The 23,837-nt window shown below is 62.2% G+C and carries 22 protein-coding genes, 2 tRNA genes and 1 pseudogene; 12 read left to right on the top strand and 13 right to left on the bottom strand.

All coding sequences use genetic code 11. The features are described 5' to 3' along the window. The 5 genes from ACOJTD_RS12585 to ACOJTD_RS12565 all read right to left on the bottom strand — a co-directional run. On the bottom strand, positions 1–1,564 hold a 1,564-nt coding region (locus tag ACOJTD_RS12585; protein WP_420133243.1), incomplete at its 3' end, for a DEAD/DEAH box helicase. Positions 1,565–1,637: 73 nt separating this feature from the next. Further along, entirely contained in the window at positions 1,638–2,876 is a 1,239-nt protein-coding gene (locus tag ACOJTD_RS12580) for a type II restriction endonuclease (protein WP_420133242.1), read from the bottom strand. After that, positions 2,876–3,355, bottom strand: a complete 480-nt coding sequence (locus ACOJTD_RS12575) for a very short patch repair endonuclease (protein ID WP_420133241.1) — start codon at positions 3,353–3,355, stop codon at positions 2,876–2,878. The genes ACOJTD_RS12580 and ACOJTD_RS12575 overlap by 1 nt, the downstream gene beginning before the upstream one ends. Then, positions 3,312–4,562, bottom strand: a complete 1,251-nt coding sequence (gene dcm, locus ACOJTD_RS12570; protein WP_420133240.1) for a DNA (cytosine-5-)-methyltransferase — start codon at positions 4,560–4,562, stop codon at positions 3,312–3,314. The genes ACOJTD_RS12575 and dcm overlap by 44 nt, the downstream gene beginning before the upstream one ends. 618 nt (positions 4,563–5,180) lie before the next feature. Next, positions 5,181–6,014, bottom strand: coding sequence for a hypothetical protein (locus ACOJTD_RS12565; protein WP_420133239.1), 834 nt, complete (start codon positions 6,012–6,014; stop codon positions 5,181–5,183). 194 nt (positions 6,015–6,208) lie between these two features. Between ACOJTD_RS12565 and ACOJTD_RS12560 the strand changes: the two genes are divergently transcribed. From ACOJTD_RS12560 to ACOJTD_RS12550, 3 genes and pseudogenes are all read left to right on the top strand, one after another. Beyond that, entirely contained in the window at positions 6,209–6,532 is a 324-nt protein-coding gene (locus ACOJTD_RS12560; protein WP_420133238.1) for a hypothetical protein, read from the top strand. Beyond that, positions 6,529–7,200, top strand: a complete 672-nt coding sequence (locus ACOJTD_RS12555) for a recombinase family protein (RefSeq protein ID WP_420133237.1) — start codon at positions 6,529–6,531, stop codon at positions 7,198–7,200. The genes ACOJTD_RS12560 and ACOJTD_RS12555 overlap by 4 nt, the downstream gene beginning before the upstream one ends. After that, a pseudogene (locus ACOJTD_RS12550) lies at positions 7,170–7,502 on the top strand (recombinase); the annotation flags it as partial. The gene ACOJTD_RS12555 and the pseudogene ACOJTD_RS12550, both read left to right, overlap by 31 nt. Here the strand turns inward: ACOJTD_RS12550 and ACOJTD_RS12545 are convergent. Further along, positions 7,440–7,829: a hypothetical protein gene (locus ACOJTD_RS12545; RefSeq protein ID WP_420133236.1), complete on the bottom strand. Its 390-nt coding sequence runs from the start codon at positions 7,827–7,829 to the stop codon at positions 7,440–7,442. The pseudogene ACOJTD_RS12550 and the gene ACOJTD_RS12545 overlap by 63 nt on opposite strands. A gap of 217 nt (positions 7,830–8,046) precedes the next feature. Further along, positions 8,047–8,136: transfer RNA gene (locus ACOJTD_RS12540), tRNA-Ser, on the bottom strand. A 429-nt stretch (positions 8,137–8,565) separates the two neighbouring features. Here ACOJTD_RS12540 and ACOJTD_RS12535 point away from each other — a divergent pair. From ACOJTD_RS12535 to ACOJTD_RS12510, 6 genes are all read left to right on the top strand, one after another. Continuing rightward, the gene (locus tag ACOJTD_RS12535) at positions 8,566–8,832 is read left to right on the top strand and encodes a hypothetical protein (protein WP_420133235.1); all 267 of its coding nucleotides are present in this window, start codon (positions 8,566–8,568) and stop codon (positions 8,830–8,832) included. Between the two features lie 201 nt (positions 8,833–9,033). Then, the gene (locus tag ACOJTD_RS12530; protein WP_420133234.1) at positions 9,034–10,704 is read left to right on the top strand and encodes an NRAMP family divalent metal transporter; all 1,671 of its coding nucleotides are present in this window, start codon (positions 9,034–9,036) and stop codon (positions 10,702–10,704) included. Positions 10,705–10,975: 271 nt separating this feature from the next. Next, positions 10,976–11,950, top strand: a complete 975-nt coding sequence (locus ACOJTD_RS12525; protein WP_420133233.1) for an AraC family transcriptional regulator — start codon at positions 10,976–10,978, stop codon at positions 11,948–11,950. Between the two features lie 176 nt (positions 11,951–12,126). Continuing rightward, positions 12,127–12,885, top strand: a complete 759-nt coding sequence (locus ACOJTD_RS12520; RefSeq protein WP_420133245.1) for an NAD(+)--dinitrogen-reductase ADP-D-ribosyltransferase — start codon at positions 12,127–12,129, stop codon at positions 12,883–12,885. Between the two features lie 8 nt (positions 12,886–12,893). After that, positions 12,894–13,769 (top strand): ADP-ribosyl-[dinitrogen reductase] hydrolase, encoded by an 876-nt coding sequence (gene draG / locus ACOJTD_RS12515; RefSeq protein ID WP_420133232.1) that lies wholly within the window; start codon positions 12,894–12,896, stop codon positions 13,767–13,769. A 267-nt stretch (positions 13,770–14,036) separates the two neighbouring features. After that, positions 14,037–14,231 (top strand): hypothetical protein, encoded by a 195-nt coding sequence (locus tag ACOJTD_RS12510; RefSeq protein ID WP_420133231.1) that lies wholly within the window; start codon positions 14,037–14,039, stop codon positions 14,229–14,231. A gap of 6 nt (positions 14,232–14,237) precedes the next feature. On the opposite strand, the gene ACOJTD_RS12505 is transcribed toward ACOJTD_RS12510, so the two are convergent. The 3 genes from ACOJTD_RS12505 to nikR all read right to left on the bottom strand — a co-directional run bounded on the left by ACOJTD_RS12505 (position 14,238) and on the right by nikR (position 15,531). Next, the gene (locus ACOJTD_RS12505; RefSeq protein WP_420133230.1) at positions 14,238–14,513 is read right to left on the bottom strand and encodes a PilZ domain-containing protein; all 276 of its coding nucleotides are present in this window, start codon (positions 14,511–14,513) and stop codon (positions 14,238–14,240) included. Between the two features lie 57 nt (positions 14,514–14,570). After that, on the bottom strand, positions 14,571–14,912 hold the full coding sequence (locus ACOJTD_RS12500; RefSeq protein WP_420133229.1) for a GrlR family regulatory protein: 342 nt from the start codon (positions 14,910–14,912) through the stop codon (positions 14,571–14,573). A gap of 184 nt (positions 14,913–15,096) precedes the next feature. Further along, positions 15,097–15,531, bottom strand: coding sequence for a nickel-responsive transcriptional regulator NikR (gene nikR, locus ACOJTD_RS12495; protein ID WP_420133228.1), 435 nt, complete (start codon positions 15,529–15,531; stop codon positions 15,097–15,099). 216 nt (positions 15,532–15,747) lie between these two features. Between nikR and ACOJTD_RS12490 the strand changes: the two genes are divergently transcribed. Continuing rightward, positions 15,748–17,895 (top strand): TonB-dependent receptor, encoded by a 2,148-nt coding sequence (locus tag ACOJTD_RS12490; protein WP_420133244.1) that lies wholly within the window; start codon positions 15,748–15,750, stop codon positions 17,893–17,895. Between the two features lie 27 nt (positions 17,896–17,922). Here ACOJTD_RS12490 and ACOJTD_RS12485 read toward each other — a convergent pair whose 3' ends face one another. After that, positions 17,923–19,551, bottom strand: coding sequence for an inorganic phosphate transporter (locus ACOJTD_RS12485; protein WP_420133227.1), 1,629 nt, complete (start codon positions 19,549–19,551; stop codon positions 17,923–17,925). Positions 19,552–19,683: 132 nt separating this feature from the next. After that, entirely contained in the window at positions 19,684–20,253 is a 570-nt protein-coding gene (locus ACOJTD_RS12480) for a TetR/AcrR family transcriptional regulator (protein ID WP_420133226.1), read from the bottom strand. 61 nt (positions 20,254–20,314) lie between these two features. Here ACOJTD_RS12480 and ACOJTD_RS12475 point away from each other — a divergent pair, with 61 nt between their 5' ends. Then, complete coding sequence (locus ACOJTD_RS12475) at positions 20,315–21,244, top strand: alpha/beta fold hydrolase (RefSeq protein ID WP_420133225.1); 930 nt, start codon at positions 20,315–20,317, stop codon at positions 21,242–21,244. Positions 21,245–21,533: 289 nt separating this feature from the next. Here the strand turns inward: ACOJTD_RS12475 and ACOJTD_RS12470 are convergent. Continuing rightward, positions 21,534–21,627 (bottom strand) — tRNA-Ser (locus tag ACOJTD_RS12470). A gap of 676 nt (positions 21,628–22,303) precedes the next feature. Here ACOJTD_RS12470 and ACOJTD_RS12465 point away from each other — a divergent pair. Further along, positions 22,304–23,770, top strand: a complete 1,467-nt coding sequence (locus tag ACOJTD_RS12465) for a porin (RefSeq protein WP_420133224.1) — start codon at positions 22,304–22,306, stop codon at positions 23,768–23,770. The last annotated feature ends 67 nt before the right edge of the window (positions 23,771–23,837 follow it).

Genomic DNA, 23,837 nt, shown 5'->3' with positions numbered 1-23,837 from the left:
CCGAGAACCTGTCTATAAGGGGTTGTCTGTCATCAATGGGCAGCCGTCCGTCGAGGCAGGCGGCAAAGACACCCCAGTGACGAGATATCAGTTCGACGATGATGTCGGCCATTTCCGTATACGATGTGAAAATGATCACCTTTTGGCCGGAAGCAAAAATCTCTTCGATGAGTTCGCGCAGGCGTTCAAGCTTTGAAAACTCGCCAGCCGCGGCATGCCCGCCAGCGATTGCGGGGTGCGCACAGAACATCCGCAGCTTAGTCAGTGCCACAAGGCTCGCAGCCTTGCCGTGCGCGTCGAAGATTTCGATGCGCATGCGTTCGTAAGCCTCTGCCTCATCCTGCGAAAGTTCGATTGCCTGTGGAATGTCAATGCGCTCGGGCAAGTCGTTGGCAACGTCCCTGACGCGGCGGCGCAGGATGATGGGTGAAACAAGCCCCTCAAGTGCAGCAGCCGCCTCCACGGATTCATCGAACGTCCTGGTAAACTCGCCGAGTGATCCGAGCAGCCCGGGAATTGCAAAGTCGATGAGCGACCACAGGTCAGACAGGCGGTTTTCCAAGGGCGTTCCCGTTACGGCTATTGCGGTCAGACGGCGAAGGGCTTTTGCCGCCCGTGTTCTTACTGCATCGGGATTTCGAATGTGCTGTGCTTCGTCGAGGACGACGACCGGCCATTCAACCATGCCGAACATGCCGCCGTCCCGAACCACCGCATCATAGGAGGTTACGACCACGTCGTGGCGTGTCAGTTCTGCGTGACGGCCCGTGCGCCGCGGACCGTGATGCTTGAGCACGCTTAGGTCGGGCGCGAATTTTGCAAACTCCCGCTTCCAGTTTTCAAGGAGCGAGCCGGGAGCGACAATGAGGGCTGGAGTCGTGGTCTGCTGCTCGCCGGGGTCGCGCAACAGGCTTATGATCTGAAGCGTCTTGCCCAGTCCCATTTCGTCAGCGAGGATCCCGCCCATATGCTGTGACGCCATGAATTTGAGCCACCGCCAGCCATCGTCTTGGTATCCGTAAAGGGAGGCGTGGACCCCGCGAGGAGCATCGCCGCGCGGAGGCACAAATAGTAATGGCGGAAGCTCGGCGTCCCGTGTGCGATCTTCGACCGCCGTTCCTTCCTGGGATGCGCGCCGAAGCTTCAGGAAGATGCCAAGCGAGCGCAGCGGACCGAGAGTTGCACCGCTTACACGCAGTACGTCAGTTACCTCCAAAAGACTTTCGTTGTCGATCGCGTACCAAGTGTCTCCGGACACGACGTGATCAGCATCAGCGAGCCTCTCCGGCAACGCGATATCCCTGCCACGCGATTTGCCCGCCAGCCGGATGCAGAGCGTGCCTACTGACGGATCGTGCTCGACGACGAGCCGCAACATTATCGGATACGCGCTGAATTTCAGGCTAGAGGCTGCACCGGTTTTTCCTGGGGGAACGTCGGGCCAGACCGATTGTCCGTCTTCAATGCACCGCAAAACATCGAGCGCGGCGGGTGTAACGGCCAGACCGTCACGCTGTATGCGCAACGTGTTATTTTCCAGAATCCAATTTGCCGGTGTCGTCATCGGGCGATGCTAGCCTGGGCCCGAATTTTGGGCAGCAACAAAACGCAGGCCACGGACAAAACCTGCTGTGGCGCTATGAACCGCCGAGACTGAGAAGGCGGACATCACCGATGAAGCTTTCTAGTGTAAGCAAATGGGGGCGAACGGCGTCAGGGTAGGACTCATGCAGGCCTTCCGGCACAACGAGATGAACGCCCGCATCACGCATTTCCCTGAACTGCCCCTCCGACACGCCTTCCTGAAGCGTAAGAAGGTGCTTGGTGGAAATACGGTCAGCCTCATTGAGCACCTGACGCCATCGGTCCCTGCACGTAGTCTTTGCCGCGAGCATGCGCAGCTTGGCAGCAGGGAAGGAGGGATCCTCGTACGCCGCTGCCGAGGGAAATATGAAGTCAGGTCGCTTGCCGCCCTCGATGATCGGGCGGTGCGCGAATTCAACGCTGACCCGCATGCCCTCCTCGACAAGAATTTCACGGGCATGCAATTCAAGGGAATTGCCGGAACGGGATTTCCTCCCCTGCAGGATGGTTTGTGCAAGCCCCACAAAACTGTCGATGTTTTCGAAGCCGCGCCTTATCCGCGGCAGAAAGACTGCTTCCTCGACGCCGAGAAACATTTCAAACTCACAGGCCCTGCGACGAAGAAGCCGGACGTCCGGGTTCATGCCAGTCGCGGGCCGCAATTCAATCGTTTTTCGAATGAGCTCTTCACCCTTGGGAAAACGGGTAAGCCATGCGGGTGGTATGTCCGCAGGTGAGAGACGGCAATTGCTGTGGGATGGCTCGATTGTGAAGAGATCCCGCTCCGGGGCGCCGCCCGGTTGCCACACCAGATAACTTTTTGGTTCGACGGGTCCGAAACGTTCTTCAAACAAATCCTCCTCGGTCCCGTCACGGCAAATCCAGACGTGACATTCGCTAGCGGCATCCTTGTCGTCTACAACAAATGCGAAAATGGTGAGTGCTCCGGTGCTGTCCGGATCCAGAAGTGCCGATTGTTTTCCGCCAAACCCCGTAAGGCGGGTCTCATTACGGGTGCCCGAACCGTGAAGCTTCTTGTTGTACCATACCGCACGAACCTCGCGATGATCGAGATGGGAGTCGATGTACAGGTCGAAGCGGCAATCCGGGTTTTCGACCTCTGGCCGGTTCAGTGACGGAAGTATCCGGAAAAGGAAGTCACGCGGAATATACGGCCCGGCTTGGTGCGCGTCGTTGGCAAGCGTATCGTTGGCGGACAGCCGCTTGACGAACCAGAGGTGACCCGGCGTACCGTACTCGTCCATCCAGTCAGTGACATCGGCAAGCGCCATCAGGCCGTCTCCTTCAGCGGGACGGAAAGTGATCCCAGCCACCTCGCAACGCTCTCGGCCATCGCTTCCGCGCCACCTTTCTCGCGCAGGCTGCATTCCCAGATGGTGAGGTGACGCCACCCGGCGTCATCAAGCATATGTCTGACCTTCGCATCGCGTGCCTGATTGCCTGAAATCTTGGTTGACCAGAATTCCGGTCGTGTCCGGGGAAGCCGGAAATACTTGCATGAATGACCATGCCAGAAGCATCCATTCACGAATACCGCGGCCCTGTACTTCGGGAAGACCATGTCGGGCTTTCCCGGAACGTCGCGGGCGTGAATCCGGTAGCGGAATCCCTTCGCGTGAAGTGCGCGTCTGAGCACAAGTTCAGGCTTTGTGTCCTTGCTCCTGATGCCGGCCATCATCCGGCTTCGGGTGGCGCTGTCCACTACATCAGGCACGCCGTACCTTTCGTGTTTCCGCCTCCAGCGTGTCATGATGGCGGACGAGCCACGGCTCCATGTGTCTAGCGACAGCCTTGACGACAGGTACGACAACTGAATTGCCGAATTGTTTGTAGGCCTGCGTATCGGATACGGGAATCTTGAATTCGCATCCACCAAGTTCATCGAAACCCATCAGGCGGGCGCACTCGCGCGGCGTCAGCCTGCGCGGTGCAGAACCCTTCTGGCGGATGAGTATCTCTGATCCATCCTTGTAGTAACGTGCAGAGAGCGTACGCGCGACGTCGGTCGGGCCAAAGAGTCCGAAGCCGAAACCATTGCCCTTCTCCCGGTGCTTTGCGGCATAGTTTTGAAGGTAGGTCCAGAGGTGGTTCGACAACGTGTATTTGGGCGATACCGTGGCTTGGCGCCCGGCGGTATAGGGCTTGTCGGGCTTTTCGCTGCCGTTTTCGGGATGGAGAATTGTCTCGAGCCTTGGTCCCGAAAGTGCATCGGGAATGACCAGGTTGTCGAATGAAAAGTCGTTCCGCTCGCGAAAGCCCACGATGAAGATGCGCTCGCGGTGCTGTGGCACCCAAGGCTTGGCATCGATCACTTTCCAGCTGATGTGATATCCGAGCTTTCGTGTAAGAACGTCATGGATGACACGGAAAGTCCGTCCCTGATCGTGATTGACTAGGTTTTTTACGTTTTCGAGTAGAAAGGCCCGCGGACGGTGATGTTCAATAATGCGCTCAACATCGAAGAAAAGCGTGCCCTGCGTCTCGCATGCAAAACCATGCGGACGCTTGAGTGCGTTCTTCTTTGATACCCCGGCAATGGAGAAAGGCTGACAGGGAAATCCAGCGATCAGCACGTCATGCATGGGGATATCGGCGGCTTCAACCGCCTTGATATCCCCGGCAATTTCATGATCGTCGTTCGGAAAATTTGCGCGGTAAGTTTGCTGGCTGTAGCGATCCCATTCGCAAGTGAATACGCACTTGCCTCCAATTTCCTCAAACCCCTTCCTGAGGCCGCCAATCCCGGCGAACAAGTCAATGAAGGTGAATGAGGATGCCTTGTCGTCCTTACTGGCTGTCGAGGATTTAATCGTACGCAGAAGTTCAAGAACCGCCTTCCTTGGCTGAACCTCGCCGTTGTCCCAGCGATAAATTTGCCGTTCCGTATATCCGAGGTGGGTTGCTGCTTCGGGTACGGAAAGACCGGCCTGCTGCCGGAGGGTGGAGAAATCGGTCACGGAATCCTCTGGGTCATTTTCTGACATTTTGTCAGATTCGTACCCTAAGAACAACCGGTGAACAAACTGTTGATTTCCGCCAGTAGCGCTTATTCACAGAAACGGACGCAGACCCGCTCGGCTTTCTTCCAAGTAATTGAAAGGTTGCTTGGAATCGATGGGATGCCGGGAGAGCGAAATCGCGCGCGCATGGTCCGGCGGCAAAACGCAGGCGAAGGGGGACTCGGGCGAGCACAGAGGCTCGTTTGAGTGGCGCTGGACCGGCCATCACGGTCCTCCATGGTTCGGTGCCGGTGGAGCGGAAAAGCTCCAAGTTTGGCGAGTGGGTTCATGAGGGGCGGCGGCGAGCCCTTCGTGTCGATGGGTGCAGGGAGAGCGAAATCTCCCGCGCGTGGTTCAGGGGCAAGACCCCTGACCATGGGGGCGTCGGGGGAGCTTGGAGGCTCCTCCCGACTGGTGATGAAACGGCCAGACGTTTCGCCATGACGCGACCGGCTCGATGCCGGTAGTCGCGTCATTCGCCGGGGGGATGCAACGGGGGCGCGCCAGCGGGCCCCTTTGCCAAGATGCGTGCTGTGTTACAGCACGCATCTTGCGCTTCGCACTTAGCGGCTGATCTCAAGGAGCATCCAACGCTTTGAAGAGCACGTTCAGACGAAAGATGTGCCACGACCCTTGCTGACGGGTAAACAACGATTCCGCGATCTCGTTTAGTTGGCTCGGTTCGAACCGTTCATCCAGGCGCACATTCTTGAAGACGGGATGAAGGCCAGTGGCGAGGACGAAGACGATTCGGTGTAGCCCGACCTCGGTGTGTTCACTGAGCAGGTGTCGCGGATCGCCGATGACTGTCTCAGGATCGAAAGGCGTCCAACATGTGCCCGGTAGCAAAGGCATGCAGCAAGTCTTGTCGTCGAGTGGGACCGGCCACCAGACACCCTGTGACCACTGTAATACACCCACATGCCCGCGAAGCGGGCTTTCGATCTTAAATGTGAAGCGCTTATGCAGCTTCACTTCATACTGTGCAGGCATGTACGGTACGGGGTCCGCGACAATCTTCGCCTTCGACCTATCGCGCGAGCGTATTACGTGGTCTTCCGGGTGGACAATGCACAGCTCCACGTTCGTGAACTGCCCATGTTCTTCGATGAATTTCTCCCATGGAGAATTATGCTCGATCGAAGATTGAACTGAAGTGAGCAGCTCATCCACATAAGCAGCCGTTTCAGGGAAGCGCCTCTCTAACCATTCTGCGATCTGACGGGCGCGCTGTGGCGCGATCTTGCCACGACTAAAGTTCTTTTCGTAATTCGTGCCCGTCGTAATCTTCGGACTGGCTTCTGCAAAAACCTGCTTCCAGGTTAGGCCCTTGGGCTTGAGGAGATCGCGGATTGCCCCGTACAGGACGGTAATCTCGCTCCCGGTGGCGGTCTCCCAATCAAACTGCATCTTTTTAGATCCGTACCCGCGTAGCACCCGCGCGATACCCTAGCTTCTTTTGCCATAACAGAGTCGCTCGCCCGGAGGGCGACCGAGAAACGTTAGTAAAGTTGAAAAAATAGGACAAGTGTCCTATCATTGTCGCTCGGCTGACTTCCTGCGTGGGACGAAGCCGCGCGGCATACGGCCACTAGGAGGACCGTATGACGGACAAAAACAACCCAACCCCGGCAGAACCTGCAAGCCAGCCACTGGCGCTGGCATTCGATCCGCAGGAGTTCTGCCACTTCCTCGATGACTGCGATTGGACCGAACCGCAGAAGCGCGCGTTCATCGAAGAACTTTGGAAGATCGTGGTCGGCTTTGTCGATCTCGGTTTCGATCTCAATCCGGTTCAACAGGCAATAGGATCTAGGGAGACTCTGGAAGAGGATTCCGCAGGCATGCTAGGCTTGGACAATCTTGAACATTTTGAACCTCGGGTCGCGGTGCGTCAGCAGCACAATGCGGCAAGGACGGACTCTTGAAACATCTCAAAGAACAATTTCTCAGTACTACGAAAGCGATCATCTACTGCCGCGTCTCTGACGAAGAACAGGTGAAGAAGGGTCACGGCCTGAAGTCTCAGGAAGCGACCTGTCGCGAGTTCGCAAAGTATCGCGGCTATGAAGTGGTCGAGGTTTTTCACGAGAACCTGTCCGGCAAATATTCCGAGCGCCCCGTCATGTCGGAGCTGCTCGCATACTTGCGCAGGCACAAACGATCAGGCGGGCTCGTCATCATCGTAGACGACTTAAGCCGCCTTGCCCGCGGACATCGTGCGCATTGGATGTTGCGCGATCAGATCAAGGAAGCTGGGGGCGTTTTGGAGAGCCCGAACGCGCGCTTCGGTGATGACGCCGACCCGCACTCATTGAAGGCATGCTGGTTACCATGGCTCAGCATCAGCGTGAGAAAGGCGCTGAACAAACGCGCAGCCGCATGCGTGGGCGTGTTCTTAACGGGTACTGGCCTTTCTACCTTTGCAGAGGCTATCGGCATGAGCATCGGCCCGGCGAAGGCAAGGTTCTCATTCGTGACGAACCGGAAGCATCGATCATTCAGGAAGCGCTTGAAGGATTTGCAAGTGGCCGTTTTCAGACGCGCGCTGAAGTTCGCCGCTTCATGGAAACTCATTCTAGCTTTAAGGGCCTGACCAATCAGTTGGTGCAGTTGTTTCTGACGCGCCCGATCTACGCTGGCTACGTTGAGAAGCCCGAGTGGGATATTCCGTTGCGCAAAGGAAAACACGAGGGCTTGATCTCCTTTGAGACCTTCCAGCGCAATCAAGAACGCCTCCGCGAAAAGCCGAAGGCTCCTGCGCGCAAGGACATCCGCGAGGATTTCCCGCTGCGCGGCATGGTCTCTTGTGCGGAGTGCGGCAAGCCGCTCACCTCATGCTGGTCCACGAGTAAGACCGGCGTGAAGCATGCGTATTACATGTTCTTCGAGAAGACCTGCGAACAGAATCGAAAATCGATCAAACGCGATGTGATCGAAGGCGAATTCGCCCGTGTTCTTGCGCGCGTCAGCCCGAGCCAGTCTTTGGTGGAGGCCGCTTACGGGATGTTCAAAAAGGCTTGGGAGCAACGGCTGGCGCAAGGCCATGCGTTGGCAGCGACCTGCAAGCGTGAAGCGGAGCAGATTGAGCGGCAGGTGCAGAAGTTGCTCGACCGCGTCGTCGAAGCCGGATCGACTTCCGTCATCCAAGCCTACGAGAAGCGCATCGGAAGACTGGAGCGTCAGGCACTCGTTTTGCGCGAAAAATCTGAGACCGGCGCCCAACCTAAGCGGCCATTCGATGAACTGTTCGAACTCGCAGTGCAGTTCTTGGCAAACCCTTCAAAACTCTGGGCTTCCGGCAAAATGGAGCATCGAAATATGGTCTTGAGACTGACTTTTTCTGAGCGCTTGCAGTACAGCGCGAAAATGGGATTTCGAACCCCAAAAACGACCTTTCCGTTCAATATCTTAAGCGATTTGCGGGCGTCGTTTGAGCAAATGGCGGAAGGGGTGGGATTCGAACCCACGGTACCCTTGCGGGCACGCCGGTTTTCAAGACCGGTGCCTTAAACCACTCGACCACCCTTCCAGCTTGGATGCTTTGGCACTTAGCAGACGCTGCCGTGGGGCGGAAGGGGCTTTGGCTATGGCGGGCGCTGGTGGCCTTGGACCAGCCCGGCGGTGCGCCGCGAGCCGATGGAGTCGATCGCTCTGGCCGGCTCGATGCGACTGCGATCGGATCGTCCGCAGGTGAACGTGCGCCGATGAAATTGTATTGACTTGGTTTGCGGTGCGGGCGTAGGGGTCCGCTTGGTCGCGCGCCTGCCGCGCGGCCGTTCATCCATCCAACGAAGAGCACATGGGCCCTAGCAGCTTTGGCCGCCTTTTCCCGGCGTCAGTTCGGGCGAATGCGACCGCAACACATCGGACCGCGACCGGATTGGTGCGCGTGAGCAAGGTGCGCTGCTAGCCGCCTGATCTCACCGTCCCGCCGCGTCTGCGGCCGTGGAGGTGAGTGATGTCGATCAAAATCAAAACCGCATGGTGGCCGGCACGCGCCGGTCTTGCCGCGCGCCGGGGCGAAGCCCGGGCTGCGGCCAACGACAATCTGCGCGGCGGCGTTCGTCGCCCGCGGCGTCCCGCGCTCGAACTGCACTGGCATCTGTCTCCGACCGGTCGCCTGGTCGGCAGCTGGTCCGCCGTGCCGTCGAGCGACGACGCAGCGAGCGCCGAAGCCGGCAGCGCCGGCAGTCGCGCCTATCATCCGCCTTCGCGCGCTGCGTGATTGGCAGCGTCCGGTCTGAGGCCGGGCAGGAGCACAGCACGATGGACCATCAACCCAGATTGCCCGCTGCCGCCATCCGGCGTGCGGCGGGCTTGCTGAAATCAGTAACAGCTAAGGCCGCGATGATCGCGAGCCGCACCGGCGAGGGCGCCTGACGCTGCTCTCCGGTCCGGCCGCGCATGGCCGGCTCAGGAGAGCCTCATGACCAAGCACATTCCTCTCGAAGCGGCGGCTTGCACGGGCGTGAGCCCCAGCGCAGTGCTGGACAGCGCGCATCTTGGCGAGATCCGCGGCGCATTCGGTACAATTGCGGCCGATGACCGTGCGCCGCGCCGTACGCTAAAGGCGCGTCTGCAGACGCTGCTGGCGATCGCCGGACCCGGCCTGATCGTCATGGTCGGCGACAACGACGCCGGCGCATTCGGCACCTACACCCAGGCCGGCCAGAACTACGGCACCACGCTGCTGTGGACGCTGCTGCTGCTGATCCCGGTGCTGTACGTCAATCAGGAGATGGTGGTGCGGCTCGGTGCGGTCACCGGCGTCGGCCATGCGCGGCTGATCTTTGCCCGGTTCGGCAGGTTCTGGGGCGCCTTCAGCGTCGCCGATCTGTTTCTGCTCAATGCGCTGACACTGGTCACGGAGTTCATCGGTATCAGCCTTGCGCTGCGTTATCTCGGCCTGCCGCAGTTCTGGGGCGTGATCGCCGCGGCGCTGATCATCACGCTGGCGGTTTCGACCGGCGACTTCCGCAGGTTCGAACGCTTCGCGCTGATGCTCGTCGGCGGCAGCCTGCTGCTGATCCCGATCGCCCTGATACTGCATCCGCCGCTGCCGCAGCTGGCGCACGATTTCTTCGTGCCGAAGATGCCGGAAGGCGCGCCGCTCAGCGACGTGATGCTGCTGATCATCGCCATCGTCGGCACGACGATCGCGCCGTGGCAGCTGTTCTTCCAGCAGAGCTATCTGATCGACAAGCGGATCACGCCGCGCTTCATCCGCTACGAGCGCTGGGACCTGTGCATCGGCATTGCGCTGGTGATCATCGGCGCGGTGGCGATGATCGGCTTCTCGGCCGCGGCCTTTGCCGGACGGCCGGAGTTCGGCGCCTATACCGACGCGCTCGGCACCGCGCGCGGCATCGAGCAGGCTGCCGGGCGGCTGCCGGCGGTGCTGTTCGCATTGGCGCTGCTCGATGCCAGCATCATTGGCGCAGCCGCGGTGTCGCTGGCGACGGCCTATGCGATCGGCGATGTGTTCGCCGTCGCGCATTCGCTGCATCGCAAGCCCAGCGAGGCGAAGGGCTTCTACGCCGTCTACGCGGGGTTGATCGCCTTCGCGGCTGCGCTGGTGGTGACGCCGGGTATGCCGCTCGGTTCGCTGACCAATGCGGTGCAGACGCTGGCAGGTGTCCTGCTGCCGAGCGCGACGGTGTTCCTGCTGCTGCTGTGCAACGACAAGGCCGTGCTCGGCCCATGGGCCAACGGCCCGGCGCGCAACCTCTTCACGGGCGCGATCGTCGCTGTGCTGGTTCTGCTGTCGGTGATCCTGACCGCGTCCGTGCTGTATCCGGACATCGGCGAGGAGTGGATCGTCGGCATCCTCGTTGGCGGTGCGGCCGGCGCGCTGCTGCTGTCGCTGATCGTCAAGCTGGTGTCGCGGTTGAGGGGCGAGGAGGGGCTGGCCGCGCGCGAGGCAGCGGTTTCCTACGGCGATCCGGCCGAGTGGCGGATGCCGCCGATTGCGGCGCTGCCGGTCGCCCGTCTGTCCGGGCTTAGCCGGACATGGATGCTGGTACTTCGCGGTTACCTGGTGCTGGCCGCAGGGCTGGTGCTCTACCGCATCGTCGAGCTGGTCGCGTCCGGGCTGTGACGCCGAAGTTGGTTCCGAGTCGGGACCCGGAGGACACATGATCGCGCTTCCCTGCACGGGGAGTGCGGTCATCTGTGTCTCGCGAGCCTCCGCGAGGCGGAATGTCGTTCAGAAACTGTGATATTTCAGCATCGGTTGAGGAGTTAATCCAGCTTCGCAGGCTTTCCTGCGCTGCGGGATGTCCGGTTTTGGTCGGTCCCGACTGCGGTCCACCACTAGGTTCGGCGGACAGATCTGGCGCACCCAGACGAACTGACGGAGTCCTCCAAGTATGTCCAATGCTTCCGAGCGGGCCACCGACACCGACTATCCGGCTGATCGGGCCCCGGTCGCCCCCACCACCGACACCGAAGAGATGCGCCACGCGCTGATTCAAATCGATGGTGCACAAGCCTCTTCCGGCGAAGCGGAAGGCTTCGAGAGCGTCGGCAGCGTAGTCGAGCTGGAGGTCGTGGCATTCGGGTTCTGCCGCTCGCGGACGCAGACGGCGGGAGACGTTGCGGAAACGGATTTCGCGCGGTTGCAGGTCGCGCTGCGTAGCAATGGCCGCAGCGGGACTGGCAGTGACAGCGATCATGAGCCGCGGCGGCCGCCTCCGGCGACGCCGGTCGATCTCGGCAGCGGCCACGAGCGGCTGATTATCCGCTGTCCCAACGGGGCGCTGATGGCGACGCTGGAGTCGATGCTCGGGGTGAAGCCGCGCGGCAAGCTGGCGTTCGCGCCGTCCGCGCGGATCGATCATCGCGGCGCGCAGGCGCTGCGCGATTTCGCCTTGTTGCTCTCCCGGCATGTCGATCCGGCGCAGCCGCGATTGCCGCCGCTAATGTTGCGCGAATTCGAACATGCTTTGCTGGTGTCGCTGCTCAGCGTGTCCCGTCACAATTTCAGCGATCAGCTCGATCGCGACGCCCCGGACACCGCGCCGGACTACGTCCGCGTCGCCGAGGAGTTCATCGCGTCCTCCTGGAACAGGGCCATCACCATCAACGACCTCGCCGCCGTGACCAGCGTCGGCGTCCGCAGCCTGTTCAAGGCCTTTCAGAAGCACCGTGGCTACTCGCCGATGGCGTTCGCCAAGTCGGTTCGGCTCAACAAGGCGCGCGAGCTGCTGCTGCAGGGCGAGCCGTCGCGGTCGGTCACCTCCGTGGCGTTCGCCTGCGGCTTCAGCAATCTCGGCCACTTTGCCCATGACTATCGCCAGAAGCACGGCGAATTGCCCTCCGAGACGCTGGCGCGCGCCCGCTGACCCGCTGGGCGAGAACACCGGCCGCCTAGCCGAGATGCGCATAGGCAGGCGCGCCCGCGTCAGCTAACCATGTCGGCCGTGAAGCGGTGGAGGCGCCCGCGGGCGCGAGCGGCAGGCCGGCATCCTTGAGCGTAGCAACGGGCATCGGTCATTCAACGAATCTCGTCGGCGTGCCGATGGGATATCTCACCGACGCCGCTTTCAACGATCAGCCGGTGCCGTTGCATATCGCCGGCGTGCGCGAGATGAATCCCAGCCTGTTCGAGATGCTCGCTCAGGCGGATGATCTCGCCGACGCGGGAGAGGCGTTCTCCTGCTACATGAAGGCGCTGTTCGGCATCGATCCGGAGCAGCGTGTTCGCGCCGGCGTCGGCCGTCGTCCTTTCCGCTCCTCGTTTCTCGATCTGATCAAGGGCTGGGGCTTCGACAGCAACGGGCCGGAAGGCGCCGTGCTGAAGGGCTGGGTGGAAAGCCGGTTCGGCATCTTTCCGACCTTTCACAAGCAGCCGATCGATCGGGCCGCGAGTGCGGCCTGGGCGGCGTACGTCGAAGAGAAAATGTCGAGCCGCTTCCACAACAACGCGATCACTGTCCAGCTCGATCTTCTGTTCGAGTTCTGCCAGTGGGCGCTGGCGCATTTCGCGGCGGCCGGCAGCAGCCACGTCACGCTCTATCGTGGCGTCAACGCCTTCGACGAGCATCAAATCGTCGAGCGGATCGATCGCCGTCACGTGGTGATGCGGCTCAACAATCTCACCTCGTTCTCATCGGACCGCAGCGTGGCCGATTGCTTCGGCGACACCATCCTCACGGTACGCGTGCCGGTGCAGAAAATCCTGTTCTTCAACCGGCTGCTCGCCGCGCATCCGCTCAAGGGCGAGGGCGAGTATCTGGTGATCGGCGGGGCCTATCGCGTCACCGCGAGTTACTTCTGAGGCATGCAATGATACGGCCTGACATCGAAGACCGCGCGCTGGCGGCGTATCTCGGCTTCGCGATCGGAGACGCACTCGGCGCCACGGTGGAGTTCATGACGCCGGGAGAGATCGCCGAGCGTCACGGCGTGCACAAGGAGATCATCGGCGGCGGCTGGTTGCGGCTGAAGCCGGGGCAGGTGACCGACGACACCGACATGGCGCTGGCGCTCGGTCGCTCGCTGATCCGCTCCGGCGGGTTCGATGTCCACGACGTCTGCGAGGAGTTCGCCGCCTGGCTGAGGACCGGCCCCGTCGACGTCGGCAGCACCTGTCGCCGCGGTATCCGCCGCTACATCACCACCGGAACCGTCGAAGGACCTTATTTCGAAGGCGACGCGGGTAACGGCGCGGCAATGCGGATTCTGCCGCTGGCGCTGGCGACGCTCGGCCGCCCCGCCGAGGCCGAAGCGTGGACGGTGGCGCAGGGGCACATCACGCATCATCATCCGCTCTCGGACAGCGCCGCGCTGACGCTGGTGCAGATGCTACAGGCGCTGATCGCCGGCGACGGCCGCGAGCGTGCCCGTGCTATTGCAAACGCGCTGGTCGACACCCATCGCAGTTTCAGGTTCGAGCCGTATCGCGGGCAGTCCTCGGCCTATGTCGTCGATACGATGCAGACCGTGCTGCACTACTATTTCAGCACGGAGAGTTTGTCCGATTGCGTTATCGCCACTGTAAATCAGGGCGGTGACGCCGACACCACCGGCGCGCTTGCGGCAATGCTCGCCGGGGCCACTCACGGACTCGCCGCGCTGCCGAAGCGCTGGCTCGATCGGCTCGACCGCGGCGTTGCTGCCGCGATCCGCGATCAAGTGCCACGTCTGCTCGCCCTGGCGTGAGATGCATGATCGGCCGCGACTCCTCCCCACTTGGCAACGCGTAAGGCTTCCGCTTCCCATCACAGGCCCTTGCTGCAGCGCGGCCAGATGGGTGTTCCGGCCATCACTGTCATGCAGATTGCCGCACCGTGGTGCGCACTCTTGCCACCTCGCAATCGGTGGGAGCGCGACCCATACTGTTATCATCACCGCACCGTCTCAGGCAGTTATCGGTGATGAGATCGCACTGTCGCGCTCCCGCCATTTCGCTCGACATGGGAGGAGACCATGCAGCAACGCTCGTCGTGCAATCCGAAGTCTCTGCATCAGCGCTTGGTCGAAGAGGCGTCCGCCTTGCGAGGTCTGGCGGAGGTCGCGCCGCAGGACGAGCGCGATCGCCTGATCGAGCGCGCCCGGCAGCTCGACAGCGAGGCGAACATGGAAGGCTGGTTGTCGTCCGCGGAGCTCAAGCCTCCGACGTGAGCGAGTTCACCGCTTCATTCGCAGGAACTTCACGCCGACCTCGTCGCCATTGATCCAGGCAAGTTCGCAGCGACGATAAGCGAGGCCGGTCGACGAAAGTAGGAGAAAGAACTCTTTCTCCTTGAGCTTATCGATCGAAGACGGCACCAGCCGGGCGCCTGCCACCGAGGCGTCGAGCATTTTGCAGCTCAGGCGCCAGGTGCCGTCGATCGACATGATCCACGCATCGATGCCGCGATCGAATCCGACCCGGCGGAATTTACGCTTTTCGGGAATCGTCATGCAGAGTGCACCATTGGCGAAACCGCGACGTATGGCCCGTGAACGGCCGTTGCTGCTTCAATCGCTGATGCGCGTGAGGATGGCGCGGAGCGTCAGGCTCGGCGTCTCGCGTGCGGCGCCCTCGATCGCGACATAGCCGTCTTTGGCAACGCCATCGAAGCTGACTTCGACCGGATCGATGCCGAAGATCGAGACGCGTTCCGGATCGTTGGCATACGCGTGGCGGATGCCGCGCAAGCTACCGGATACCGAGAGTCCGGACTGGGTGTATGAGCCGATATAGGCGAAGCTGGAGTCACCGCCTCGGATCTGACCGTCATTCAGCATGACGACGCCGTGCGCTTTCTTCCGCGCCGTCTCAAATTCTGCTGCGTAAAATCCCTTCAAAGGATCAATCATTGCAATATCCCCGCACCACTTAATACGGACGGTCTAACACCTTCGGTTTACGTCTTTGCTAAGACCGAGGGGGCGGCCGTCGTCGGCGCGGTTTACCTCAAAGAAACACATGGACCCGCGAGGCGGCCCGCGATGCGGGGCGAAGGGTGCGTAGTAATTTACCGCTCTGGGGCGGCGGCCACGGTCAGTCGTGGTGATGTCCGTCGTGATGATGCTCGTCGGGATTGGTCGGGATCGTCACCAGCCGGCCGTAGCGCACGCCGCGTTCGGCAAAGATGTGATCGGCGAAATGCTGCAACTCATTGGCCTTGCCGTCGACGATCGTGACCTCGAGACACTGATCGTGGTCGAGGTGCACATGCATCGTCGCGCGCGACAGATCGTGGTGACTGTGAAAGTTCTGCGTCAGCTTGCGGGGCAGGTCGCGCTTGGAATGATCGTAAGTGTAGACCATCGCGCCGACGCAATGATCGTCGGTCGAATGTGCGGCGGTCTGCTGGATGCCGATCCGCGCCAGATCGCGGATGGCTTCGGAGCGGTTCTGATAGCCGCGGGCGGCGATGATGGCGTCGAGTTTTTCCATCAGATCATCGTCCAAAGTGATGGTCACGCGATGCATCGCTAGCCTCATGTGAGTATGCAGTTTTATTGACATCATCATACTGCCCGTGTCACGCTGACGGCGCGGGCGATCTGCCGGGGCCGTCCGCGATAGCAGATTGGGACGGGCGCGTCTTGCAGCGAAGCAGGACGCGAGGGTGACGGCTTGTCTTGGGGCGATTTCCGGCATTGGGCGCGGGGCGGTGCGGCCTGCGCGTTGATCAGTTTCCCCTGGATGGGGGTGGCTCAGGCGCAGCAGCAGGCGCCGTTTCAGACGCTTCCCGAGATCGCGGTGGATCCGCCGTCCGTCCACCATCGGCCGGCCTTGCTGCAAGCGGGGCAGCGGTCCGGTTCACGCCAGGCGCGACACGTGCGGGCGGCTTCTGCGCCAGTCGCCGCACCTGCGGTTTCCGCGCCGGGGCCTGCGCCGTCATCGCCGGTGCCGCTGAGCGCGCCGCAAAATCAGGCGGCGAGCGCGCGGGTGATCAGCGGCGCGCAGGTCAACGCCTTGCCGTTTTCCCGTGTTGGCGAAGCACTCGAGGCGGTACCCGGGCTGGTCGTCACCCAGCACTCCGGCGAGGGCAAGGCCAACCAGTACTTCCTGCGCGGCTTCAACCTCGACCACGGCACCGACCTGGCGATCACCGTCGACGGCATGCCGGTCAACATGCCGACCCACGGCCACGGCCAGGGTTACGCCGATATCAACTTTATCATCCCCGAGCTGATCAGCACGATGACGCTGCGCAAGGGGCCGTACTTCGCCGACGTCGGCGACTTCGGCTCGGCCGGTGCGGTCGGCATCGAGTATCTGCGGGCGATGCCGAAGAACCTCGCCGAAATCACCGTCGGCAGTTTCGGCTATCGCCGGCTGCTCGGCGCCGGATCGACCAAAGTGGGCGAGGGGACGCTGCTCGCGGCGTTCGAGGGCAACACATATAACGGCCCCTGGGACGTGCCCGACAACGTTCGCAAGCTCAACGGCGTGCTGCGCTACAGCCAGGGAACGCTGACGGACGGCTTCTCGCTGACCGGTATGGCCTACGCCAACCGCTGGACCTCGACCGATCAGGTAGCGCAGCGCGCGATCGACGAAGGCCTGATCGGCCGCTACGGCTCGTTGGACGCGACCGACGGCGGCATCGCCAGCCGCTACAGCCTGTCGGGCCGGTTCGCGCAGTCGAGCGACATCGGCCAGACCGACATCAACGCCTATGTGATCCGCTCGTCGCTGCAGCTCTACAACAACTTCACCTACTATCTCGACGACCCGGTGAATGGCGATCAGTTCAATCAATACGACCGCCGCACGGTGGTCGGGTTGAACGGCACGCAGCGGTTCGACTATCGCTTCGGCGGGTTGCCGGTGGAAACGCGCGTCGGCCTGCAGAGCCGCGCCGACAGCATCAGCCTCGGGCTCAACAAGACGCTGCAACGCGACTGGCTGTCGACGGTGCGGGCCGACGATGTCTCCGAGCAGTCGCTCGGGCTGTGGACCGACACGACCGTGCGCTGGACCGATTGGCTGCGAACCACGGCCGGTATCCGCGAAGATTATTTCAACGGCCGCGTCATCAGTGACACGCCGGCGAACTCGGGGAATGCGTCCGCGTCGATGACGAGCCCAAAATTCGGCATCGTGCTTGGGCCGTGGGTGTCGACCGAGTTCTACGGCAATGCCGGCACCGGGCTGCACAGCAACGACATTCGCGGTGCCACCATCACGGTCGACCCGAACGACAAGACGACGCCGCTCGACCGCGTGCCGTTGCTGGTGCGCTCGAAGGGCGCCGAGCTCGGCATCCGCAACCGGTCGATCCCCGGACTGACGACATCGCTGGCAGTCTTCGTACTCGATTTCGATTCGGAACTGCTGTTCGTCGGCGATGCCGGCACAACAGAGCCGAGCCGGCCGAGCCGGCGCGTCGGCGTCGAATGGACCAGCCAGTACAAGCCGCTGCCTTGGATCGGCTTCGACCTCGACGTCGCTTATACGCGCGCGCGCTTCACCAACATCGATCCGGTCGGCGACCTGATCCCCGGTGCCCCGGCCTGGGTGGCGAGCGCGGGGTTGACCCTCGGCCGCGAGACCGGCTGGTTCGGCGCGGTGAAGGGGCGTTACTTCGGGCCGCGGCCGCTGATCGAGGACGGCAGCGAAACCTCGCTGGCATCGCTGATCTTCAACGCGCGGCTCGGCTATCGCTTCGACAACGGCATCCGATTGCAGCTCGACGCGCTGAACCTGTTCAACGCCAAGACCAATCAGATCGAGTACTACTACCTGTCCCGGCTACCCGGCGAACCGCTCGGCGGTGTCGGCGATCGCCACGTGCATCCGGCCGAGCCGCTCGCGGTGCGGCTGACCTTGGCCGGGGCGTTCTGACGCCCCGGCGCTCACCTGTCTCGCGGCTCAGAGCACTCGCGACAGCAGGACGTACAGCGTGCCGGATAGCAGGATCGCAGCGGGCAGGGTGAGGACCCAGGCCATCAGCAGGTTGCGGATCGTGGCCATCTGCAGGCCAGATCCGTTCGCCGCCATTGTGCCGGCGACGCCACTCGACAGCACGTGCGTCGTCGACACCGGCAGGCCGAACACGTCGGCGGCGCCGATCGTGGCGGCGGCCACCAGCTCAGCCGAGGCACCCTGCGCGTAAGTGAGGTGCGACTTGCCGATCTTCTCGCCGACGGTGACGACGATGCGCTTCCAGCCGATCATGGTGCCGAGGCCGAGCGCGATCGCCACCGCGATCTTCACCCAGGTCGGGATGAACTTGGTGGCGCTGTCGAGCGAGCCCTTGTAGGCGTTGAGCGTGGCAATCTCGTCCTTCCCGAGATCGTTCTCCTTGTCTTTCATCAGGAAGCGGATCGCTTCCGACGCCAGATACATGTCGTTGCGGGTGTTGCCGACGGCTTCGGCCGGCACCTTGCTGAGCGAGCCGTAGCGTTGCACCTGCTCGCCGATGTCCTTCACTAGCACCGCCAGCGACGGGTAGGTGCCCTCGCTGATCTTGTGCTCGGCGACATACTGCGTCACCGCGGGGCGCGGATTGCCGAGGATGGCGTGGCCGGCACCCTTGGCGGCGATCACGGCCGAGGCGGCCGACGACGTGCGCTCGAACTGCGCGATCTGCGAGTCGGGAAGCGCGCGGTTCAGTGCATAGGCGGTTGGGACCGTGCCAATGAGGATCAGCATGATCAGGCCCATGCCCTTCTGGCCGTCATTGGAGCCGTGGGCGAAGCTGACCCCGGTGCAGGTCAGGATCAGCAGGCCGCGGATCCACCACGGCGGCGCCGCGTCGCCTTCCGGCGCGGTGTACAGCTTCGGATTGCGCACGACGAGCTTCAGCAGAAGCAGCAGGACAGCCGCGCAGACGAAGCCGACCAGCGGCGATAGCAGCAGTGCGTAGCCGATCTCCGTCGCCTTGCTCCAATCGACGCCGGAGGTGCCGTCGCGGCCGCGCAGCAGCGCATTGGCGACGCCGACGCCGATGATCGAGCCGATCAACGTATGCGAGCTCGAGGCCGGCAGGCCGAAGTACCAGGTGCCGAGATTCCACACGATCGCGGCGATCAACAGCGCGAACACCATCGCGAAGCCGGCGCTGGAGCCGACCTGCAGGATCAGCTCCACCGGCAGCAGCGACACGATACCGAACGCCACGGCGCCGGTCGATACCAGCACGCCGAGGAAATTGAAAAAGCCGGACCAGATCACAGCCACTTCGGCGGGGAGCGAGTGGGTGTAGATCACCGTTGCGACCGCGTTGGCGGTGTCGTGAAAGCCGTTGACGAACTCGAAACCGAGCGCGATCAGCAGCGCGACCAGCAGAAGGATGTAGGGCACGTAGGTCGTTATCCGAACGCCGGTGGCCTGGACGTCCACATAAATGCTATAGGCCACATACAGCATCCCGGCCGCGAGGATCCCAACAAACAGGATCATCGTCAGCGGGTTGAATCCTTTGTCCAGGTTCGGCCGCCCGGCAGGTTGAATCGGCCCCTTATTATCGATCGTCTGGTTGATGGTGAAATCGGTCATGGAACGCCTCTCGACTAATCGTGAGGCGATCTTGATCGGTTGTAATAACGGCCGGATGACACCTGCGACAAAATGCGCAGGTTCTCCCGGGTCGGCTGAAGGTCGCCCGGTAACTTGGCGGAGCGGGAGCCGTTAGCGGCGGATCAACTGCGCGGCGGCTTCGCCGGCGGTCTCCATGTAGCTGGCGTCGCGGTTCAGCAGCACGACTGAAAAAGCGCCGTCGATCAGCAACACGATCTGGCGGGCGAGGGCGCGAGCCGTCGGTTCCGGGCGGTCCTGCAAGAACAGTCCGAACAGCCAGTCTTCGGTGCGCTTCTTGTGCGCGCGTCCGGCCTGGATCGCCGGATGGCCGGGAAGGTTCATCAATTCGAACGACGTGCGCAGAAAGCCGCAGCCTTTCCATCGCGGATTGCGCGCGTTGTCGGCGAGATGGCTGAAGATCGCCTTGACCTTGTCGGCGGTGTCGCCTTCGGCTTCAGCGAACCAGCGCTGGAAGATCGCGACGTTGGGCTGGTCTCTCGTCTGCAGATAGGCCGCGATCAGGTCGTCCTTGCTGCGGAAATGATAATAGATCGTCCGCTTGGTCAGGCCGGCCTTGGCCGCCACTGCATCGACGCTGACGGCGCGGATGCCGTCGCGGTGAAACAGCTTTCCGGCTGCCTCGATGATGCGATCGCGCGTGGAGATCGGTGGCTTGCTCATGCCTCGATGTATACCGACCAGTGAATATACACAATCAGGCGGTCGCTCTATCGTTGGGACCATGGACCAGACCGTGCGCGACAACTCCCGTGTTGAGCCCCATCCCGTCGAATTCCGCTGCAGCGATGGCGTCGTGCTCGGCGGCCATCTGTTCCGGACGACGATGCCAGAGCCGATCGGTCTGGCGATCGTCAACCCGGCCACCGGCGTTCTGGCCCGCTATTATCATCGCTACGCCGGCTTTCTCGCCGAGCACGGCTTCGACGTGTTGACCTACGACTATCGCGGCATCGGCCAATCCCGCCCGGCGCGGCTGCGAGGCTGCGGTTATCGCTGGCGCGATTGGGGCGAACGCGATTTCGCAGCGGCGCTGCAGTTTGCCGGTGGCGAAAAGCGCCGCGGTCAGCTCGTCGTCGTGGGCCACAGCATCGGCGGTTTTCTGCCGGGACTTGCCGATAATGCGCAGGGGATCGACCGGATGCTCACCGTCGGCGCGCAATATGCCTGGTGGAGAGATTATGTGGCGACCCGCCGGGCAGGGCTGTTCCTCAAATGGCATGTGGCGATGCCGGCGCTGACCGCGGCCTTCGGCTATTTTCCGGGGCGGCGGCTCGGTTGGCTGGAGGACTTGCCGGCTGGCGTCGCGCATGAATGGAGCTTTCGTGGTCCGCGGTTCGAAAGCAGTCATCCTCGCGCGGAGCGGCGCAGGGTCGTTGCTCGTATGGCGTCGTTTACGGCGCCGATCCTCGCGGTCGCGGTGTCGGATGACGAGTTCGGCACTGCCCCGGCGATCCGCCGCACGCTTCATTATTATAAGGGCGCCGACAGGACCGCGGTGATGCTGCAACCGTCCGACTACGGCCGGCAAAGCATCGGCCATTTCGCGCTGTTTCATGACAGCCACAGCGGGGGCTTCTGGCGCGACTCCCTGCGCTGGCTGCGCGACGGCGAGAATCCCTGGCCGCATCGGGTCATCGACCATCACGTATGAGGGGACTACTTCTTATCAGTGACCGAAAGTGGAGTTCCGTCGCTCGAGTGCCTGCAAGCACCGCGACCATGTCGTCGGCGGCGGCAAAGTCTAGCCGTGGAACTGGCCGAGGTGGTGCGGTCCACCACCTCCCGACATACCGAGCAGCTGTTGTGAGCGTGATGCGGAACCCGCGGTGTCGCTGGCAAACCCGTTGGCAGATCTTCCGGAAAGCGAATCGCGGAGGCAGCGCGAATCGCGGTGCGCGCACCTAGCGGCGGCTGAAGAGCTGAGGATTCGGCTTTGGAGGTGGCGGAGACGGAGGGATTCGAACCCTCGATAGGGCTTTACAACCCTATAACGGTTTAGCAAACCGCCGCCTTCAGCCACTCGGCCACGTCTCCGGCTGGCTCGATATGCCCGACACGGTCGCGAGCCGCAAGCACGATTCCATGCTTGATAACCGAGACTTCCGGATCGAGCGCCGTTCGTCCCCATCTTCGTGCGCGATCAAGGTGTGTCCTCCCTGCCCATTGCCGGAAGGCGGAACTCTCGGCCGGCGAAAACAGACCTAAACGGGGAACTCGCAGGCTCCAGCGATGAGATTCGCCCCCTCGAAAAGGATTCGAATCTTAAATGAGACGATTCCCGAGGGCTCCGGGCTGACGAATTCCCACTGTGTTCGACCGTGGCCAAGATCGGGCGATTTTGTGCATGGCGGCATCGCGCCTCGCGAGTGGCGCAAAAATATCAACTATTTCATCAGCTTGCGCGAGTTCCAGTTGGGCCATGCAGTGTTATTTGTGCAACACCCCCCTAAAAACGGCCGTACTCGGACGCTTGTGGGGCGTTCCTTTGTTGCGTGTGCATCACGCTTAGGTAATTCTCGTGACTGCGACGGAGGGGGGCATCCCGAGGTCGTCCCGTATTAGGTGGTTCGCTTAAGTCCCTCGCGTTCAGCGGGTGTGTCCGAAGGCGCGAAGCGGCTAGGCGGGTTTGATTGGGACAAGGGGACCACCCTGCGGGTGCGTGTGCATCTGCGGAAGTAACCTTCCCTAGAGAGCAAACTTGGAGGTTTACATGAAGATGGTTAAGGGCCTTTTCCTTGGCTCGGCGGCGGCTCTCGTCGCCATGAGCGGGGCGCAGGCGGCTGATCTCCCGTTGAAGGCCAAGGCGGTCGAATACGTGAAGGTCTGCTCGATCTACGGCGCCGGCTTCTACTACATCCCGGGCACCGACACCTGCATCAAGCTCGGCGGCTACCTGCGCGCTGACGCGACTCTCTACGGTTCGAGCAACTACAACGCGCCGGCGTGGAACGGTGCGGCTGGTGCGAAGAGCCGCCTGGCGAACAACACCATCATGTACATGCGCCAGGACATCAACATCGATACGCGCACCGCGACCGAGTACGGCGTGGTTCGCACCTACTTCGATGCGACCTTCAACTGGGGTTCGGGCGGCGCTTCGGGCGGTTCGACCGGTATCGCGAGCGGCTCGCTCGGCGTGTACTATGCCTTCATCCAGTTCGCCGGCTTTACCTTCGGTAAGGCCGTCTCGCAGTTCGACACGCCCTGGACCGGTTATCCGGGCAACAACACCTCGTTCCTGATCGGCGGCTACGACGACGTCACCGGCATCAACCAGGTGTCGTACACCGCGCAGTTCGGCAACGGCGTGTCGGCCGCGATCTCGCTCGAAGATCAGTCGGCCTACCTGCAGTCCGGCCTGTACAACACCTCGTCGATCACGACGCTGGGTTACTCGCAGGGCCTGCTCGGCACCAACTCCTACGCCGGCACCTCGATCCCCGACATCGTCGGTCAGCTGCGTGTCGACCAGGCCTGGGGCCTGTTCCAGTTGTCGGCCGCTGCCCACCAGGTTCGCGCCAGCTACTACAACACCGCTCTCGAGACCTCGGGCCACCCGAGCGACACTTGGGGCTACGCGGTGCAGGGCGCCATCTCGCTCAAGAACCTGCCGACCGGCCCCGGCGACAGCATCAACTTCACGGCGACCTATGCTAACGGCGCAAGCCGTTACGTCATCGGCGGCGTGACCGGCAACTCGTTCGCCATCTTCGGCAACAGCGGCACTGCCTATCAGAGCATCGCGTTCGCGAGCGCTGCTGACGGCGTGTTCGCCGGCACCGACGTGAGCAACGGCACCGGCATCACCAAGTCGACGGCCTGGGGCGTTCGTGGTGCGTTCAACCACAACTGGAACCCCTACTGGTCGACCTCGGTGTTCGGTTCGTACAGCTCGCTCAGCTACGGCAGCACTGGCCGTGCGCTGGTTTGCGCGACCGCTGTCGGCTTCGGCTGCAACCCGGACTTCAACATCGCTCAGGTTGGTACCGTCACCCGCTGGACTCCGGTCAAGAACCTGACCCTGTCGGCCGAAGTGATGTACACCTACCTCGACCAGAGCAACACGGGTGCGCTCGCCATCCCGGCGAACGCGACCATCGCGAAGCCGGCTGCGACCTACGAGCTCAAGGACCAGGGCGTCTGGAGCGGCAACCTCCGCGTTCAGCGCGTGTTCTGATCCAGCTCGTTCCGCAAGGAACGTTCTGCGAAACCCCGGCGGGCAACCGCCGGGGTTTTTCGTTGTG

Source organism: Rhodopseudomonas sp., from assembly GCF_048594845.1.
In the GTDB taxonomy this organism is placed as follows: domain Bacteria; phylum Pseudomonadota; class Alphaproteobacteria; order Rhizobiales; family Xanthobacteraceae; genus Rhodopseudomonas.
The sequence above is the reverse complement of the archived record's forward strand: the minus strand, read 5'-3'. Positions and strand labels throughout refer to the sequence as shown.

Coding starts and splice junctions, on each gene's coding strand:
- ACOJTD_RS12580 (WP_420133242.1), bottom strand. CDS start 2,876: ATGGCGCTTGCCGATGTCACTGACTGGATGGACGAGTACGGTACGCCG.
- ACOJTD_RS12575 (WP_420133241.1), bottom strand. CDS start 3,355: ATGACACGCTGGAGGCGGAAACACGAAAGGTACGGCGTGCCTGATGTA.
- ACOJTD_RS12565 (WP_420133239.1), bottom strand. CDS start 6,014: ATGCAGTTTGATTGGGAGACCGCCACCGGGAGCGAGATTACCGTCCTG.
- ACOJTD_RS12560 (WP_420133238.1), top strand. CDS start 6,209: ATGACGGACAAAAACAACCCAACCCCGGCAGAACCTGCAAGCCAGCCA.
- ACOJTD_RS12535 (WP_420133235.1), top strand. CDS start 8,566: ATGTCGATCAAAATCAAAACCGCATGGTGGCCGGCACGCGCCGGTCTT.
- ACOJTD_RS12530 (WP_420133234.1), top strand. CDS start 9,034: ATGACCAAGCACATTCCTCTCGAAGCGGCGGCTTGCACGGGCGTGAGC.
- ACOJTD_RS12525 (WP_420133233.1), top strand. CDS start 10,976: ATGTCCAATGCTTCCGAGCGGGCCACCGACACCGACTATCCGGCTGAT.
- ACOJTD_RS12520 (WP_420133245.1), top strand. CDS start 12,127: ATGGGATATCTCACCGACGCCGCTTTCAACGATCAGCCGGTGCCGTTG.
- draG (WP_420133232.1), top strand. CDS start 12,894: ATGATACGGCCTGACATCGAAGACCGCGCGCTGGCGGCGTATCTCGGC.
- ACOJTD_RS12510 (WP_420133231.1), top strand. CDS start 14,037: ATGCAGCAACGCTCGTCGTGCAATCCGAAGTCTCTGCATCAGCGCTTG.
- ACOJTD_RS12505 (WP_420133230.1), bottom strand. CDS start 14,513: ATGACGATTCCCGAAAAGCGTAAATTCCGCCGGGTCGGATTCGATCGC.
- ACOJTD_RS12500 (WP_420133229.1), bottom strand. CDS start 14,912: ATGATTGATCCTTTGAAGGGATTTTACGCAGCAGAATTTGAGACGGCG.
- nikR (WP_420133228.1), bottom strand. CDS start 15,531: ATGCATCGCGTGACCATCACTTTGGACGATGATCTGATGGAAAAACTC.
- ACOJTD_RS12490 (WP_420133244.1), top strand. CDS start 15,748: ATGGGGGTGGCTCAGGCGCAGCAGCAGGCGCCGTTTCAGACGCTTCCC.
- ACOJTD_RS12485 (WP_420133227.1), bottom strand. CDS start 19,551: ATGACCGATTTCACCATCAACCAGACGATCGATAATAAGGGGCCGATT.
- ACOJTD_RS12480 (WP_420133226.1), bottom strand. CDS start 20,253: ATGAGCAAGCCACCGATCTCCACGCGCGATCGCATCATCGAGGCAGCC.
- ACOJTD_RS12475 (WP_420133225.1), top strand. CDS start 20,315: ATGGACCAGACCGTGCGCGACAACTCCCGTGTTGAGCCCCATCCCGTC.
- ACOJTD_RS12465 (WP_420133224.1), top strand. CDS start 22,304: ATGAAGATGGTTAAGGGCCTTTTCCTTGGCTCGGCGGCGGCTCTCGTC.